15 protein-coding genes and 1 pseudogene are annotated in these 15,554 nt (G+C 52.6%); 13 read left to right on the top strand and 3 right to left on the bottom strand.

Annotation, left to right across the window (positions count from 1 at the left end):
- Nucleotides 1–33: 33 nt before the first annotated feature.
- The 13 genes and pseudogenes from PFER_RS01800 to tgtA all read left to right on the top strand — a co-directional run bounded on the left by PFER_RS01800 (nucleotide 34) and on the right by tgtA (nucleotide 12,079).
- Nucleotides 34–951: a hypothetical protein gene (locus tag PFER_RS01800; RefSeq protein WP_157255005.1), complete on the top strand. Its 918-nt coding sequence runs from the start codon at nucleotides 34–36 to the stop codon at nucleotides 949–951.
- Complete coding sequence (gene folP, locus PFER_RS01795) at nucleotides 948–1,766, top strand: dihydropteroate synthase (protein ID WP_048148104.1); 819 nt, start codon at nucleotides 948–950, stop codon at nucleotides 1,764–1,766. Before PFER_RS01800 ends, folP begins: the two co-directional genes overlap by 4 nt.
- A 46-nt stretch (nucleotides 1,767–1,812) precedes the next feature.
- A complete protein-coding gene (locus PFER_RS01790) occupies nucleotides 1,813–2,703 on the top strand; it encodes a type I restriction endonuclease (protein ID WP_052696165.1) in 891 nt (296 codons plus the stop codon).
- 73 nt (nucleotides 2,704–2,776) lie between these two features.
- Entirely contained in the window at nucleotides 2,777–3,805 is a 1,029-nt protein-coding gene (wtpA, locus tag PFER_RS01785; protein ID WP_211255070.1) for a tungstate ABC transporter substrate-binding protein WtpA, read from the top strand.
- Between the two features lie 38 nt (nucleotides 3,806–3,843).
- Nucleotides 3,844–4,590: a tungstate ABC transporter permease WtpB gene (gene wtpB, locus PFER_RS01780; protein ID WP_048148100.1), complete on the top strand. Its 747-nt coding sequence runs from the start codon at nucleotides 3,844–3,846 to the stop codon at nucleotides 4,588–4,590.
- Nucleotides 4,591–4,632: 42 nt separating this feature from the next.
- Nucleotides 4,633–5,235: an AAA family ATPase gene (locus PFER_RS12400; protein WP_245612402.1), complete on the top strand. Its 603-nt coding sequence runs from the start codon at nucleotides 4,633–4,635 to the stop codon at nucleotides 5,233–5,235.
- Nucleotides 5,168–5,659, top strand: a complete 492-nt coding sequence (locus PFER_RS12395; protein ID WP_245612400.1) for an AAA family ATPase — start codon at nucleotides 5,168–5,170, stop codon at nucleotides 5,657–5,659. Before PFER_RS12400 ends, PFER_RS12395 begins: the two co-directional genes overlap by 68 nt.
- 3 nt (nucleotides 5,660–5,662) lie before the next feature.
- Nucleotides 5,663–6,394, top strand: coding sequence for a DUF3226 domain-containing protein (locus tag PFER_RS01765; protein ID WP_048148098.1), 732 nt, complete (start codon nucleotides 5,663–5,665; stop codon nucleotides 6,392–6,394).
- Between the two features lie 5 nt (nucleotides 6,395–6,399).
- On the top strand, nucleotides 6,400–7,437 hold the full coding sequence (gene wtpC, locus PFER_RS01760) for a tungstate ABC transporter ATP-binding protein WtpC (RefSeq protein ID WP_048148096.1): 1,038 nt from the start codon (nucleotides 6,400–6,402) through the stop codon (nucleotides 7,435–7,437).
- A 36-nt stretch (nucleotides 7,438–7,473) separates the two neighbouring features.
- Entirely contained in the window at nucleotides 7,474–8,517 is a 1,044-nt protein-coding gene (locus PFER_RS01755; protein ID WP_048148094.1) for a glycosyltransferase, read from the top strand.
- A 73-nt stretch (nucleotides 8,518–8,590) separates the two neighbouring features.
- Nucleotides 8,591–9,291: pseudogene (locus tag PFER_RS01750) on the top strand (IS6 family transposase).
- A gap of 80 nt (nucleotides 9,292–9,371) precedes the next feature.
- A complete protein-coding gene (locus tag PFER_RS01745) occupies nucleotides 9,372–10,304 on the top strand; it encodes an inorganic phosphate transporter (protein ID WP_048148092.1) in 933 nt (310 codons plus the stop codon).
- A gap of 32 nt (nucleotides 10,305–10,336) precedes the next feature.
- The gene (gene tgtA / locus PFER_RS01740) at nucleotides 10,337–12,079 is read left to right on the top strand and encodes a tRNA guanosine(15) transglycosylase TgtA (protein ID WP_048148090.1); all 1,743 of its coding nucleotides are present in this window, start codon (nucleotides 10,337–10,339) and stop codon (nucleotides 12,077–12,079) included.
- On the opposite strand, the gene PFER_RS01735 is transcribed toward tgtA, so the two are convergent.
- From PFER_RS01735 to PFER_RS01725, 3 genes are all read right to left on the bottom strand, one after another.
- The gene (locus PFER_RS01735; protein ID WP_048148087.1) at nucleotides 12,080–12,799 is read right to left on the bottom strand and encodes a hypothetical protein; all 720 of its coding nucleotides are present in this window, start codon (nucleotides 12,797–12,799) and stop codon (nucleotides 12,080–12,082) included.
- Nucleotides 12,800–12,917: 118 nt separating this feature from the next.
- A complete protein-coding gene (locus PFER_RS01730) occupies nucleotides 12,918–14,762 on the bottom strand; it encodes a prolyl oligopeptidase family serine peptidase (protein WP_048148085.1) in 1,845 nt (614 codons plus the stop codon).
- 60 nt (nucleotides 14,763–14,822) lie between these two features.
- Nucleotides 14,823–15,434 carry a hypothetical protein gene (locus PFER_RS01725; RefSeq protein WP_048148083.1) on the bottom strand — a complete coding sequence of 204 codons (612 nt, stop codon included), beginning with the start codon at nucleotides 15,432–15,434 and terminating at the stop codon, nucleotides 14,823–14,825.
- Nucleotides 15,435–15,554: the final 120 nt, after the last annotated feature.

Here is a 15,554-nt window from a genome sequence, read left to right as displayed (position 1 = left end):
AGCTTTTAAACTTTAAGAATTTTACTAAGCTTGGTGGTGCGAATGGGTGCCATTAATGCGTTTGCGAAAACCATAGACACTATCACCAAGAGACCGAGGCTTCTCCTGCTGCCCCTCATTATGGCCCTGCTCGTCGCTCCGATAAACGCTTACGTGTTAAAAGACCTCCCGATGGGCGAGTTCATGGCCTTTGAGAACATAACTCCCGTTGAGACGCAGAACGGCGTTATAACCGAGGAGCACGGGGCCATAGGCAACATCGAGGACATGATGGGTATAGTGAAGGACCTCATCTGGAAGTCCATCCTCTCAAGCCTAATAGGCTTCATATTCACGAGCATCGCCCTCTACGGCGTAATAAAGGAGGCCATCCTTTCCATGGAGGGAGAGGAGGTTTCCTTCGGGGCCCTGGTTGGCGATTCCATAAGGAACCTGCCCGGTGTTATCTTGGTTCGCATAGCGATAGGGTTCCTTGTGGGCATCCTCCTGACGCTCGTCCTCCTGCCGGGCATAGCCCTCATCGCGGCCGGGGCCATGATGAACAGCGGGGCCCTTATGGGCGTTGGGGTTATGGTGTCCTTCTTCGTGTTGCTTCCCGCCATGGGCTACCTACTGAGCGTTTCCTACATGGCTTTGCCCGCTTACGTCAGGGAGGGGACCTTCGGAGCGGCCCTCAACAGCTTCGGCCTCGCGAAATCCAAGGTTTACTCATCCATAGCCTTCGGCTGGCTGCTGGTCATGGCGATAGTGGTGATATCCATAATACCCGGCTCTTTCGGTGGGGTTTTCTTCCTCGGAAGCTCCGGATTCACGGCGGTGCTCTTGCTCCAGCTCATAAGTGTTCCCTTCGAGGCGCTGGTTATGACACTCGAGGGCATAGGTGGGTTGATGTTCTACCTTGAGCTGAAAGAAGAGCCCGTTGAAGAGGAGTTTGAGGTGATGGGTGTATGAAGTTCGCGGGAATTGACCTCTCGGAACCTAGGGTAATGGGTGTGATAAACGTCTCCCCCGAGAGCTTCTACAAGGGAAGCGTGAAGAGGGACGAGGGCGCTCTCGTTGAAACCGTCATCCGGATGGTGGAGGATGGCGCTTCCTTCATAGACATAGGGGCAAAGTCCACCGCGCCGTACCTCGAAACACAGATACCCGTGGAGGAGGAGATAGAGAGGGCGGTGTGGGCCATAAAGACGATACGCGACCACGTGGAGGTCCCGATAAGCATAGACACGACGAGTGCAAGGGTCGCGGAGGAGGCCCTCAAAGCTGGGGCGAATATAATCAACGACGTGACGGGGCTTAAGGGCGACCCGGATATGGCGAAGGTTGCCGCTGACCACGGTGTTCCAGTGGTGCTCTGCGCCCACGGAAGCGTCAGGAACCTGAGCGACCCCGTCCACACCGTGATGGACATGCTCCAGGAGAGCCTCACCATTGCGGGGAACGCGGGGATAGAGGAGGTTGCGCTCGACCCGGCGATAGGCTTCCTCCGGCCGGAGTGGCCCCCCTGGTACGAGTGGGACTCAAAAGTTCTAGCCAACCTCAATGTGCTCAAGGCCCTTGGAAGACCGCTCCTCGTTGGAGTGTCGCGCAAGTCCTTCATAGGTGCCATAACCGGGAGAAAAGACCCCTCGGAGAGGCTCCCCGGAAGTCTGAGCGCCACGGCAATAGCCGTATGGAACGGTGCAAACATCATAAGGGCCCACGACGTGAGGGAGACCCTGGATGCCATAAGGGTAGCTGAGTTCATAAGGCACTTCAGACCATGAAGGGGGAAGTATTTTAAAATCCCCCAACATACCTTTTCTGAGGGCTATGATAGGCACCATAATGCACGTCGTCGAGAAGGTCGAAAAGCACAGGGCGCTGTACGAGGGTAACGAGGAGGCCGTTAAGCAGCACCTAATTGGCGAGATATTCTCCACCCTCGGCTGGGACTGGTCAAACCCCCATGAGGTTCGCCCCGAATACAGGACGGAGGAGGGTAGGGCTGACTACGCTCTCATTCTCGACGGAAAGGTCGTGGCCTACGTGGAGGCCAAGAACCTCGGGGTTGACGTCTTCAAGAAGACCAAACCCCTCCACCAGCTGGGCAAGTACTGCTTCTCCCAGGGCGTGAGCTACGGCATTCTGACGAACGGCGTCCAGTGGGTGGTTATAAAGGCCTTTGAGGAGGGCACGCCCATAGAAGAGAGGGTTCTTTTCAGGGTTAACCTCGAAGGGGAGTCCCCCACGAAGAGCGCCCTCAAGCTCTCCCTCCTGAGCAAGGACAACATAGTGAACCTCGGAACCCTCGGCTCCTACTTAAAGAGCCTTGAAGAGAGCTTTAAGGGCCTTAGGAAGGCGGGTTTTTCGGAGGAAGTTCTCATAGAGTACCTGAAGTCCGTGACGTCCCCGCCCCGGGAGTTCTGGAGGGGCATAACCCGTCTCAAGAACGTGAAGAGCCACACCCGGAGACCCAAGTCTCTCTACGTTTACGAAGGCTTCTGGAGGAGGCTCGATTTTGAAGGTGAAAGCTGGCGGGGCGCCTTCCGGGCGGTTGTGAGGTACCTCCTCGAAAACCGCGAGATCGAGCCTCAGGAAAGGAGGGAGCTTGAAACGGTTTTCAAATACATGGACAAGCTCGGAATAGATTCCTCCAAGGCCTTTCTCCTCCTCAAGGAGGTGGAGGACTACTTCGGTCTCGACATAGGTGTTGAATTTTAGCATTTACCATTAAGCAATACTGTTAACACAAAAATTTAAATCCTCTCCCTTCTATAGCCTTCCCGGTGGTGTCATGAAGCTGAAATACGTGGTTCCCCTGTTTCTCCTGGTTGTCGTCACCGCCGGCTGCATCGGTTCAGAGAGGGCCGGTGGGTCTGGTAAAGAGGTAACCCTCGTGGTATTCCACGCGGGCTCACTGAGCGTCCCCTTCCAGGAGCTGGAGAAGGAGTTCTCGGATTACGCGGAGAGGGAACTCGGCGTCAAGGTCACGTTCCAGGACGAGGCCAGCGGCAGCGTCAAAGCCGTCAGAAAGGTCACCGACCTCGGGAAGAAGGCGGACATTGTAGCGGTTGCGGATTACACGCTCATCCCCCAGCTGATGGTGCCCAACTACACCGACTTCTACGTGCTATTCGCCACGAACGAGAAGGTTATATCATTCACCGACGAGAGCAAGTACTCGGATGAAATAAACTCCGACAACTGGTACGAGATTCTCGCCAGGCCCGACGTTACCTTTGGCTTCAGTGACCCGAATCAGGATCCCAGTGGTTATCGCTCGGTCATGGTGATGAAGCTGGCCGACATCTACTACGGAAAGCCAGTCTTTGAGGAGCTCGTCGAGAAGAACACCAACATCCGCGCCAACGGCACGAGCATCTACGCACCGAAGGAGATACAGGTGGTGGGTAGTAAAGTAGTCATAAGGCCGAAGGAGACGGACCTCGTGGGGCTAGTGGAGTCCGGAAGCCTCGACTACTTCTTCATCTACAAGAGCGTCGCCGAGCAGCACAACCTGAGCTACATAACCCTCCCGGACGAGATAAACCTGAAGGACTTCAGCAAGGCCGACTACTACTCCCAGGTCGAGATAACCCTCGGCTCGACCGGGAAGACGATAAAGGCAAAGCCCATCGTTTACGGTGTGACCGTTACGAAGGACGCCCCCAACAGAGAGCTGGCAATGGAGTTCCTCAAGTTCCTGCTTGGAAACGAAGGCAAGAAGGTCTTCAAAGAGAACCACCAGGACTTCCTGAACCCGCCGGTGGCCTTCGGGAACGTGCCCGAAGAGATAAAAGATCTCGTGAAGGTTAAGGGGTGAGGTTTTTATTTTTCAATTTCCAGCATAGGGGGAGGAACATGCGCAGGGACTACACGCTCTACCTCTTCGCCGCACTTGGGAGCTTTCTAATCATCTACATAGCCCTTCCCCTAGTCGTCATTTTCCTCAAGCAGGTCGCTGACCCGGGCATGCTCGTAAAAACGCTCCAAGATCCGCTGGTTATCGAGTCCCTCCGCAACTCCCTCCTCACCGCGACGGCCACGGCACTCATAGCGCTCCTCTTCGGCGTCCCCCTGGGCTACGTCCTGGCCAGGAGGGAGTTTAGGGGGAAGAGCCTCGCCCAGGCTCTCGTGGACGTGCCCATAGTCATCCCCCACTCCGTCGTCGGCATAATGCTCCTCGTCACGTTCTCAAACGCCATCCTCGACAGCTACACGGGCATAATAGCTGTCATGCTCTTCGTTTCTGCTCCATTCACGATAAACGCCTCCCGCGACGGGTTCCTTGCCGTTGATGAAAAGCTAGAGCACGTCGCGAGAACCCTCGGAGCTTCCAGGCTGAGGGCCTTCTTCTCCGTCTCTCTGCCCATGGCGTTCCCCTCGATAGCGAGCGGGGCGATAATGACGTGGGCGAGGGCCATAAGCGAGGTCGGTGCGATACTGATAGTCGCCTACTACCCCAAGACCGCCCAGGTTCTCGTCATGGAGTACTTCAACAACTACGGGCTGAGGGCCTCAAGGCCCATCTCCGTAGTTCTCATAGCGCTCAGTCTCACGATATTCGTGCTCCTGCGCTGGCTCGTCGGGAGGTCAAAAAATGCTTGAGGATAAAACTTTAATTAGAGTAACATCGACAATAAAAAGGGGATGCTTATGATAACCTCTCTTAGAATTGAGAATTTTAGAGGCATAGAGAAATTGAAGCTAAATAATCTTGGCCAAATTAACGTAATTGCAGGTAAAAACAATGCAGGTAAATCGAGTGTGCTTGAAGCGCTATCTCTTTTTTTAGCTGCTTTTGGAGGAGGTCAGTCAGTTAGGAGTTTTCTTCAAGAAATCCTAATATGGCGTGGATGGTATGGACATCAGGCTATAGAGGACTTATTCTTTACAAAGGCAGAACTTGCAAAGATTATATCTGTACAGAAGGGTACTTCGTGGGAACTCGTGCTAAAAAATGAGATAGCAGGACTCAACACACTGCCCACGCTTAAAGTTACACTAAAGCAGATTGATAAGGAGCCGCCAAAGTTGGATACTGGAGTTCAGATTCATCATCTTGTTGAGAACAGTGTATTATCCTCATTCCTGCTCTCATCAAAATTCGACCCCAGTCTTAATTTTGAATTCATAACCCCTCTGACTCTCCGTAAGTTTGGATACGTTGAGAGCCTTTATTCCATTGCATACGAAGAGAAAGTCGTTAAAAAAAAGCATAAAAATTCTCAAGGAGGCCTATCCGGAAGTTGAAGGATTTAGTCCGTTATTTAAATCAAATAAATGGATACTTCACGTAGAGACCAAATATGGGGTTTATCCCTATTACTTGATGGGTGAAGGATTCAAAAACGCCATGATTATAGCTTTTCTGTCCTCGCTTTTAAGAGGAGGGTACCTTCTCATAGACTCTGCTGAAGCTTTTCACCACCCCAAATCACTGAGAATCATGGCTAAGGCCCTAGTTAAGGGGGCAAAAGAAAACAACGTCCAAGTGTTTCTAACTACCCACAGCCTTGAGCTTATCGACATGCTGATCAAATATGGCTTAGAAAGCAAGGTTGACGGAAGGGTGATTTACATGAAGCGCGAGAATGGAAAAATGACAGCCTCTGTGGAGACATTTGAAGAATCACAGAAACTAAGAGAAGCCCTAGGACTAGACCTGAGGGGATGAAATATGAAGATTAGACTTCTGCTTTTGGAAGGTAGAACGGATGTTAATTTCTTTCTTCCTATAATAAAGAAACTCTATGGATTCCATGAGATCAACTGTGAAAATCTGCCAATTTCGGAAGGGGGTTCAAAAAATAGAGAATTATCAAAGGCTATCTGTCTGAGTAAAAACGGTGTCCAGCTGGTTGTTTGGCACACCAATGGAAAGGATAACCTCAAAAATGCCCTTAGATTGATTTTCAGAGCAGTGGAGAGATTTGAGAATAAACCCGCTATCATTGGGGTTGCAAGGGACGTTGATACTGAGGAAGACATTCTAAACTGGGCTAAGAGCACTTTGCAGGGGGGAGGCTTTGAGCCTGAAGTAAAAGATAGTTATCTCCTGGTAAATGGGATAAAGATCGTTCCATTCGGAATTGGAGATGTTGATTTTGATGCAAAGGACATCGACATAAAAAAAGAACTCGAGCTCTTACTAGCTCTCCTCGCTAAGAGGGAAAGTAGCCTCTCAAAGCTGGGGAATTCTATAAGTCAGCTCAGCAATGACTTAGGAAGGAAGCTCACTCCAAAAGACGTCATGCATCTCTTGGCAATTGCCAGAAAATACAAAGGAGACTCCATGTCGGGACTATATAGAAACTTTATCGAGACATTGGTCAGAAGAAACCGTGAGCTCGTTGAGGAGTTTCTAGATGAGTCGAGGTTGAGGACATTTTTAGACACCATTGCTCGGTGAGTTTTATGGCCCTCAGGGTTGAGGAAGTCTCTAAGGACTACAGAGAGTTCCGCCTGCGGGACATCACCTTCAGCGTAGAGCAGGGTGAGCACTTCATAATCTTGGGCCCGAGCGGAGCGGGTAAGACGGTTCTGCTCGAAGTTATAGCCGGCATCATTGAGCCAGACCGGGGAAGCGTTTACCTGAACGGTGAGGACGTAACGACCCTCCCTCCCGAGAAGCGCGGTCTGGCTTACATCCCCCAGAACTACGCCCTCTTCCCGCACATGAGCGTCTTCGACAACATAGCCTTCGGGCTGAGGCTTAGGAAGTTCCCAAAGGCTGAAATCGAGAGAAAAGTAAGGGAAACCGCTGAAGTCCTTGGCATAGACCACCTCCTCGGAAGAAGGCCTAAGACACTGAGCGGGGGGGAAAGCCAGCGCGTGGCAATAGCGAGAGCTCTGGTGGTTGAACCGCCCCTAGTCCTCATGGATGAGCCCTTCGCGAACCTCGACGTCCAAACAAGGGGAAAGCTCATCGGCGAGATGAAGCGCTGGAGGAGAGAGCTCGGCTTCACGGCTCTGCACGTCACCCACTCCTTCGAGGAGGCTGTGAGTCTGGGTGACCGCGTGGGGGTTATGCTTAATGGAAGGCTCGTCCAGGTCGGGAGCGTGAGGGAGGTCTTCTCGAGGCCTGCGGGTGAAGAGGTTGCCCGCTTTTTGGGTTTTGAGAACATAATAGAAGGTGTTGCCGAAGGGAGGACGCTGAAGGCCAACGGCGTTGAGATAGAGCTCCCCGTTGAGGCAAAGGGTAGAGTCCGCGTTGGTTTAAGGCCGGAGGACATAATACTGTCCCTTGAGCCCGTTAGGACCTCCGCTAGGAACGAATTCAAAGCTGTTGTTGATTCCGTTGAGGAGCTCGGAGCCCTCGTTAGGGTGCACCTCCTCGTTGGGAACCTCCCTCTCAGGGCATTCATCACGCGCTCGTCCATGCTTGAGATGGGGATAGAGAAGGGAAGGACCGTCTACGTCGGCTTCAAGGTGACCGCTCTCCACGTGTTCTGAGAAAACCCTATAAACCATCTCCCTTAATGCCCGCATATGCTGTGGGTATTCCTGATTCCAGTGCTCCTCTGGGATGGCTACTTTTTCATCAACTACATAATTAGCCTTTTCAAGTATTACCGAATTAGGGAGTGGTGGCCGAAGGTCAGCATACTCATTCCCGCTCACAACGAGGGGGGGAAGGTCGTTGACGCTCTGAAGGCCGCCTTAAATCAGGACTATCCGGATTTTGAGGTAATCCTCGTTGATGATGGGAGTGAGGACGATACCTACGCGAGGGCGTCCACCATTAGGGACCCCAGGCTTAGGGTTTACCGCAGGGAGCACGGGGGGAAAGCAAAGGCCCTGAACTTTGCCCTATCCGTGTCAAGGGGGGAGGTGGTGGTTACGGCCGATGCCGACGGCCACCTTGAGAAAAACGCGGTTAAGGAGCTTGTAATGCGCTTCTATTCGGATGACGTCGTGGGTGTCGGTGGGCAGGTGCGCGTGTTTGGGAGTTCGTTCCTCGAAAGGGCGCAGGACGCGGAGCACCTGAGGATAGCCATGTTCAGAAGAGCCAAGGAGATGGAGGACTTAAGTGTCGCCCCCGGTCCCATATCTGCCTTCAGGAGAGAGGGACTCGAGAGGATAGGCGGCTTCGTTGAGGACGTCGTTGAGGACTACGCCACAACTAAGGCGCTGAAAAAGCTTGGAAGAGTTGTTTACGCACCAAACGCCAGAGTCTGGACGGAGATGCCCCAGAGCCTGAGAATGCTGTGGCTTCAGAGAAAGCGCTGGTTCCTGGGTGATTTGAAGAACCTCGGCGGTGGCTTCACAAAGGAGTGGGGCTTTCTGCTACTCGGCGATGTTGTGGCTCTGTTCGATGTTGTCGCCCCGCCCCTGTTCCTGCTATCTGGCCATTTCGCGCTCTTCTCCCTCTGGTGGCTCTTTGAGGTCACTACGATGCTCGTGCCCACGCTCATGGAGGGCGGCGCTCTCTTAAACGCCCTTCTTTTCCCCGCCATTATGTGGTTCTGGGCGCTTTTTTACCTCACGCTCCATGTATACGGCTATACCCGTAAACTGGCTGGGAAGCTCTGAGATACTGTCAGGATAAGCTGAGGGGTTATGTTTAAATCTGGTTGTGTCACCTCAGAAAAAGTGGTGGAGAAATATGAAGGCTGAAACCATTATTTACTGGTTGGTTTCAGCCTTAAAACCTTTTCGCAGGAATAAAATCCCAGTGGAGAAGAAAATTCAGGCAATAAGCCTGTACTTACAGGGTTTGAGTTACAGACAAGTCGCCAGAATCCTCGGAATCAGTCACACAACCGTCTGGGAAGTGGTTCAAAAGTTCGGGGAGACTGTTTACCAGTTCAGGACCCTTGCAGTGAAGAAACAGCGGAATTTCATTGCAGTTGATGAGACTGTGGTGAAGATCAACGGGAGGAAGTGGTACTTCTGGGCGGCTATTGACATTGAGAGCCGGAAGTGTTAACAGTCTGGATTACTCCCACCAGGAACCTGTGGATTGCTAAAAGGTTCATTGGGACTGTTTTGAAATCCTGTGAGGGAACGCCGGTTTTTCTGGTTGATGGGGCTGTCTGGTACCCGCCTGCGTTTAATGGTTTGAAATTGCCGTTTATTCACGTGATTTTTGGGCCCAGGAATTACGTTGAGCGTTGGTTTAGGACTGTTAAGGAGCGGATTAAGCGTTTCTGGAATAATTTCAGGGGTAAGGATTGGAGGAGGGTTCACAGGTTTATTTTCCTGTTTGCTTTCTGGTATAATTTTGTTAGGGTGCACTCCACGCTTGGTAGTCCTCCGGGCAATATTACCGAATGGTTCCAGGAGGTGATGCCCCAGTTATCCTGACAGTATCAGCTCTGAGGGGAAAAGACTTTTAAGGCCCTACATAGACCCTATAGTCTATATAGTCTATAGGGTGACCGGGAATGCTGGGGATTGCTGCGGCGCTCTTCATGGCGTGGGCGATAGGTGCAAACGACAGTGCAAAGGCGGTTGGAACAGCGGTGGGCTCTGGTATCCTTGGTTTTAAGAACGCGGTGACCTTGATAGGCGTTTTCACCCTCTTGGGTGTGCTTGTGGGCACTTCAAACGTCTCAAACACAGTGACCAGATTGGCGGATGGAATCGGCTCGGGGGGAGTGTTCCTCGTGCTCTTCAGTGCGGCGATTGCAGTGACCCTCGCGAGCTTGTGGGGGCGCCCCATCTCGACGAGCCAGTCAATAGTGGGTGCACTCGCAGGTGCCTCCCTCGCACTGGGCCTCCCAATGGACTGGGGGACGGTGGGCAGGATAGTCCTCGCGTGGGTGCTTTCCCCCGTGGCTTCGGCCCTTCTGGCCATCGGGATTTACAATGTCTACAAACCAATAATACGGCGTGCTAAGAGTCTCGCAACCATTGAGGTTGTTCAAAAATGGCTTGTCTTTTTGGCGGCCGCGTACTCATCCTTCAACCTCGGGACGAACGAGCTTGCGAATGTCATCGGCCTGAGTGGGAGGATTGGAATGGGTTCCCCCGGCCCCATACTGGCGCTGGCCCTCACGTTAGGGGCGCTGACCTTCAGCCGGGGGGTTATGATGACAGTGGGAAAACACATCTCCGTGCTCAGCCCTACATCGGCCTTTGCAAGTCAGTTCGGAGCTTCTCTAGCCGTTACAGTGGCCACCTTAATGGGCCTCCCCGTAAGCTCGGGCCAGGCAATAGTCGGGGCGATAGCTGGCCTCGGCATCTACAAGGGTGAGGGGGTGAACGTTGTGGTCGTTAAAGATATTGCCGCTGGCTGGGTCAGGGCACCCCTCTTTGCGGGACTGCTTACCTACGTTCTCGTGGGTATCTTCACAGCTTTTAGCTTAGACTTTTAAACCCTGCCTCCTACTCTCGGGAGGTGGTGAGAATGGTCGAGTTCAGGTTTGATGTTAAGGCGCGAGATGCCGCGGGCAGAATTGGGAAGCTTACCGTTAACGGGAAGACGATAGAAACGCCGGCCATAATGCCGGTTATCAACCCGAAGCAGCTCATCGTGACCCCCAAGGAGCTCAAAGAGATGGGCTTCGGGATGGTTATTACGAACTCCTACATCATCTACAAAACCCCCGAGCTCAGGGAGAGGGCCCTCGAGAGCGGTATCCACAAACTCCTCGACTACGACGGGATAATTGAGGTTGACTCCGGCTCTTTCCAGCTCATGCGCTACGGCGGCGTTGAGGTGACCAACGACGAGATAGTAAGGTTCCAGCACGATATAGGCGTTGACGTAGGCACCTTCCTCGACATTCCAACACCTCCGGACGCGCCGAGGGAGAAAGCGGAGGAAGACCTCAGGATAACCCTCGAAAGGGCCAGGGAGACCAGGGAAATAAAGGAGATAGCCATGAACGCCGCGGTTCAGGGCTCAACTTATCCAGATTTGAGAACTTACGCCGCGAAGAAGCTCAGCGAAATGGACTTTGAGATTCACCCAATTGGCGCCGTCGTTCCGCTCATGGAGAGCTACCGCTACAGGGATTTGGTTGATGTCGTTATTTCATCAAAGATGGGCCTCAGGCCTGATAGGCCGGTTCACCTCTTCGGCGCCGGCCACCCGATGGTTTTCGCCTTAGCCGTTGCGATGGGTATAGACCTCTTCGACTCCGCAAGTTATGCACTCTACGCCAAGGACGACCGCTACATGACACCTGAGGGGACGAAGAGGCTTGAGGAGCTTGAGTACTTCCCGTGCTCCTGCCCGGTCTGCTCCCGCTACACGCCGCAGGAACTCCGCGAGATGCCGAAGGAGGAGAGGACGAGGCTTCTGGCTCTGCACAACCTCTGGGTCATAAGGGAGGAACTCAACAGGGTCAAGCAGGCGATAAAGGAGGGCACGCTGTGGGAACTGGTGGACGAGAGAGCTAGGAGTCATCCAAAGATGTTCGCGGCCTACAAGAGGCTGCTGGAGTATAAGGAGTACCTTGAGAAGAACGAGCCAGTAACCAAGGCTAGCGCTTTCTTCAAGGTTAGCGAGGAGGCTTTGAAGTGGCCGACCGCGGTGAGGGCGAAGGAGAGGGCCGAGCGCGTTAAGACCAGGTTCCCGGAGACGATAACACACCCGATATTCGGCGAAATACCAAAGTACCTCAGCCTGAGCTATCCCTTCGCCCAGAGCGAGGGTGAGGAGGACTTCAGCATAAAAAGGCCCTCCAAGAACAACGCGAGGAGTTACATAATGGCCATCGCCGAGTACCAGTTCGGTGAGGGGGCTGGAGAGGCTTTTAAAGATGCCTTCGTCGAGCTCTCCCGGAAGACGGGAATGCCGAGGCAGATAAAGGTCGGGGGTGAGCATTTAGCGACGTTCAGGGCAGACGACGGACTTTTAACGCTCGGCATTGAAGGGGCCAAGAGGCTCCTTGAAGTCCTCCCCTACCCGAGGATGCGTGTCGTGGTCAATGAAGACGCGGAACCGTTCGCGAGGAAGGGCAAGAGCGTCTTCGCCAAGTTTGTAGTGGATGCCGACCCCAACATAAGGCCCTACGACGAGGTTCTTGTGGTTAACAGAAGGGATGAGCTCCTTGCCACGGGACAGAGCCTGCTGAACGGTGAGGAACTGAATGCGTTCCAGAGCGGGCTCGCCGTCAAAGTGAGGAGGGGCGTCGAGAAGTGATTATATGTATTGTTTGTACCCCCTCCTTTTGAGCCACTTCTTTATATCCTCTTCAATCCATTCCTTGGGAACAGGATTGTGGGGTTTAAATCCGTAGTCTTTAAAGAGTGCCACCAATTGTTGGGAAAATTTTCTGCTCAAATACTCATAGCTGATAATCACTAAGAGAAGGTAGAAGCGACGCATAAACCATGGACTCTTTTTGCAGGACTCTTTTTCTTCTTTGTCGAGATTATCCTTATCGCATTCAGAAGCATCACGAAGAGCTTTAAGATATGGTTTCATAGCGAGAAAAGAATCAAGTATCAAGCCCGCATATTGCTCTTGGATAAACCAATCTCCGACGAATTCTTTGTAAACAAAGTATCCTACCTGATTAAGGGTTCTACTGGCTTCCTGTACGGTTTTCTTTTTCTCTGCATCCCTTAGAAACTTTTCAACTGAAATATTGTTCGATCTCCATGACTTGATTTCTTTCAACTGTCTCTTTAATTTATCATCCATGAGATTGTAGGTTGCAAAAATAGCTTCAAAATTAAGCTCTTTTATCGCGATATCAAGCTCGTAGATTGTAATCGCCATGATCACCGTGGCTATCGTTGATGCGAGCGTTAATATGGCAAGGGTTAGATTCAAATCTTTAGTAGTTATCCACGTGCCCGCTGTGGTAAGAGTTATTAAACCAGCAGCTACTAACGCCAGCACCTTTATCCTATCCATCGCATATTCCCCCCACTTACTCTTCCTACTGAGAGTTATAGGTTTTTACATCGTAGTTTCACATTGGGATTTAACTTGTTGCATTTTGAGATGAAAAAGAAATGTGAAAATCAAAGACTCATGTAGTCTTAAGAACAAAGGCGAGCAAATCCGTCAGCTCCCTCGCCCTCGTTTCTGGAGAGGCACCCATGTGGCCGCTCTTGGTCTCTACCCTGAGGTAAATCGGTGCCCCTATCTCCTTCATCTTCGCGAAGAACTTGAGCGCATGGGCCGGATGGACGCGGTCGTCGTGGAGGCCAGTGTAAATGAGCGTTGGAGGATAGCGCTTGTTCGGGTCAACGTTGTGGTAGGGGGAGTACTTCAGCAGAAACTCCCTGTCTTTGGGGTCGTCGGGGTTTCCATATTCGGGAACCCAGACGCTTCCGATGTAGAGCCTGTGGAAGCGGAGCATGTCGATGACGGGGTAGCCGATTAGGGCCGCGTCCATAACGTCCGGCCTCTGCGTGAGCGTGGCTGAAACTAAAAGTCCGCCGTTGCTCCTTCCCCACGCAGCAACCCTGTACCCTTCCTCCTTGAGCTTGCTCAGCACCGCTATGTAGTCGTCGAAGACGTTCCCCTTGTTCTCCCTCATTCCAGCGCGGTGCCACTTCTCGCCGTACTCGCTCCCCCCACGGAGGTTCGCCATCGCAAAGGTTCCGCCGCGCTTGAGGAACGGAATGACCTGCGGGAAGAACCTCGGGGTAAGGGAGATGTTGAAGCCGCCGTAGCCGAATACCCAAACCTTTTTGTTGTCCTCCTTACCCTTAACGTGGAAGTAGTGTATTTTAGTGCCGTCCCTGCTTACCGCGAAGTCCTCCTCGACGGCAAAGTCTCCCTCAACTTCCTGTTCCTCGATGAGCCTAAGCTCACCATCAAACTCGTAGAGCCTGTAGGGCACGGTAAAGCTCTCGTACTTGAGGAGAACCCTCTCCCCATCGGTGTGGAGCGGGTAGACGCTTCCGGGAAGGTCAAAGGCAATCTCATCGAGCTTCTCACCGTCGAGCGAGTACACCTCAAGCCTGTGGCTGGCGTGGATTAACCTCCCGGCCAGTACCCTATCCCCCATCACAACGGCCCACTCGATCGGGAATTCGTCTTCTGGAATGACTTCGATAGTTTTCTCGCCCTCAACGGCAACTACCTTCCCGAGGCCCCTTCCCTCCCTCGTGAGGACGTAGAGCTTACCCCCAACGACATCAATGGGCTCCACGGGAACCTCCGCGGAGTAAACCTTCTCCCAGAGGTCCGGGGCTTCAATCGGGCCGATGTAGATATCAGCTTTGTTCCAGCCGAAGGTTACGGTGAGCATGGCCCACTTTCCGTCGGTGCTCTTTCTAAGCCCCATAAAGTAGCCCGAACCGAGGCCCTTTCCGAAAACCAGGGTTTCCTTCTCATTCTTCCAGAAGAGCCTTACGGCTGGAGCTTTGACACCGTCTGGAGTCTCACCGTGCCTGTAGAAGCGGCTGAAGTAGTAACCGTTCCCCAGAAAGACAACGTTCCACACCGAGGGCTTGAGCTCCTCTATGACCTCCTCGCTCTCGAGGTCTATTATTCTCGTCACCCCTTCGTCGGCACCACCGATCGAGAAGCTGTAGGCGAGTCTCTTGCCGCTTTTATCCGCGGTGAATCCCTGTAGGAGAACTTCATCGTTGAACTCGGCCTCGAGGGCCTTTGAATCAACGATGACATCCCCACCGAGCCACCGGATAACCTGCCTGTCCTTTTCTTTAAACATGCTTATTATGCCTTTGTCGGTGAGTCTCGCCCCCGTTAGGGTCGGAATTGAATAGAGCTTCCACACCTCGGGGAAGAGCTCATCGCTGAGGTCTCCGACGAACTCTCTGAAACGCTTGTTCTCCTCCTCAACGAGCTTCAGAACGCGCTCATCGTTGAGGTTCTCCATCCAGGCGTACGGATCTTCCATAAAAATCACCGGATAATGTTTGGAAAAACGTGAATATAAACGTTTAGCCGCTCATCGTATTCACTCAATGATGCTCCCTTTGGACGCCTCCACTTCGGCGTTCATTAGGTGAAGGAGATGGAGTAGTGTGTATATCCACAGTGCCATGGAGAACACGTAAACCACGGGACCGATGGTGCCCGTCCTCGGTGAAGCCATCATCATTAAGAACGCCACGAGACCCCATGAGGAAAGCCACGCCAGCCTTCTGAAGTGTGTCGGTGCTCTGGGATATCCTGTGATCACATTGATGAGAAGGACTAGGGATATGGAGGATGCTATCCCAGCTATTCGAAAATTTCTACCTGGAGAAACCAGGGCGGCAACGACCACCAGCGCGACCTGTATCAGCGTTAGGAGATTTGCCCTCACGAGGCCGCTCTCCGAGAGGGAGTACACTATCACCGCCGGCCCGAGAAGTATCGCGAATGTTATGACACCCTCGGAGATGTTGACCATTGTCGTTATGAAACCGAGGGCCGTTAGAAGTCCACCCAGAAGGAGCAGGTTCGAGAGCCTTTTAGTGCCGAGTTCCTTTGTCTCGACACTCCTGGAGAGCCCCCACGTGAGAAATATCCCCACAAGGGCCAGTATGCCCCCGAGGCTCATTAAACCATAGTACATCTCACTCATGATACCATCGTCCGAAACCACTCACATTAAAACTTCCCGTGATACTAGATAAACCTTCCGCATGCTTCGGTTGAGGGGACATCATATACGGGCGCAAAAGTATAAAAAGGCGTTTATGCC

The sequence above is a fragment of the Palaeococcus ferrophilus DSM 13482 genome, from assembly GCF_000966265.1.
Lineage (GTDB): Archaea > Methanobacteriota_B > Thermococci > Thermococcales > Thermococcaceae > Palaeococcus > Palaeococcus ferrophilus.
Note: the sequence above shows the minus strand (reverse complement) of the source record. Positions and strands in the feature narration are given on the sequence as shown.

Excerpts from the sequence above, each read along its gene's own strand:
- PFER_RS01790 (WP_052696165.1), top strand. The coding sequence starts at position 1,813 with ATGATAGGCACCATAATGCACGTCGTCGAGAAGGTCGAAAAGCACAGG.
- PFER_RS01765 (WP_048148098.1), top strand. The coding sequence starts at position 5,663 with ATGAAGATTAGACTTCTGCTTTTGGAAGGTAGAACGGATGTTAATTTC.
- PFER_RS01755 (WP_048148094.1), top strand. The coding sequence starts at position 7,474 with ATGCTGTGGGTATTCCTGATTCCAGTGCTCCTCTGGGATGGCTACTTT.
- PFER_RS01735 (WP_048148087.1), bottom strand. The coding sequence starts at position 12,799 with ATGGATAGGATAAAGGTGCTGGCGTTAGTAGCTGCTGGTTTAATAACT.
- wtpA (WP_211255070.1), top strand. The coding sequence starts at position 2,777 with ATGAAGCTGAAATACGTGGTTCCCCTGTTTCTCCTGGTTGTCGTCACC.
- PFER_RS01725 (WP_048148083.1), bottom strand. The coding sequence starts at position 15,434 with ATGAGTGAGATGTACTATGGTTTAATGAGCCTCGGGGGCATACTGGCC.
- wtpC (WP_048148096.1), top strand. The coding sequence starts at position 6,400 with ATGGCCCTCAGGGTTGAGGAAGTCTCTAAGGACTACAGAGAGTTCCGC.
- PFER_RS01745 (WP_048148092.1), top strand. The coding sequence starts at position 9,372 with ATGCTGGGGATTGCTGCGGCGCTCTTCATGGCGTGGGCGATAGGTGCA.
- PFER_RS12400 (WP_245612402.1), top strand. The coding sequence starts at position 4,633 with ATGCTTATGATAACCTCTCTTAGAATTGAGAATTTTAGAGGCATAGAG.
- PFER_RS01730 (WP_048148085.1), bottom strand. The coding sequence starts at position 14,762 with ATGGAAGATCCGTACGCCTGGATGGAGAACCTCAACGATGAGCGCGTT.
- folP (WP_048148104.1), top strand. The coding sequence starts at position 948 with ATGAAGTTCGCGGGAATTGACCTCTCGGAACCTAGGGTAATGGGTGTG.
- wtpB (WP_048148100.1), top strand. The coding sequence starts at position 3,844 with ATGCGCAGGGACTACACGCTCTACCTCTTCGCCGCACTTGGGAGCTTT.
- tgtA (WP_048148090.1), top strand. The coding sequence starts at position 10,337 with ATGGTCGAGTTCAGGTTTGATGTTAAGGCGCGAGATGCCGCGGGCAGA.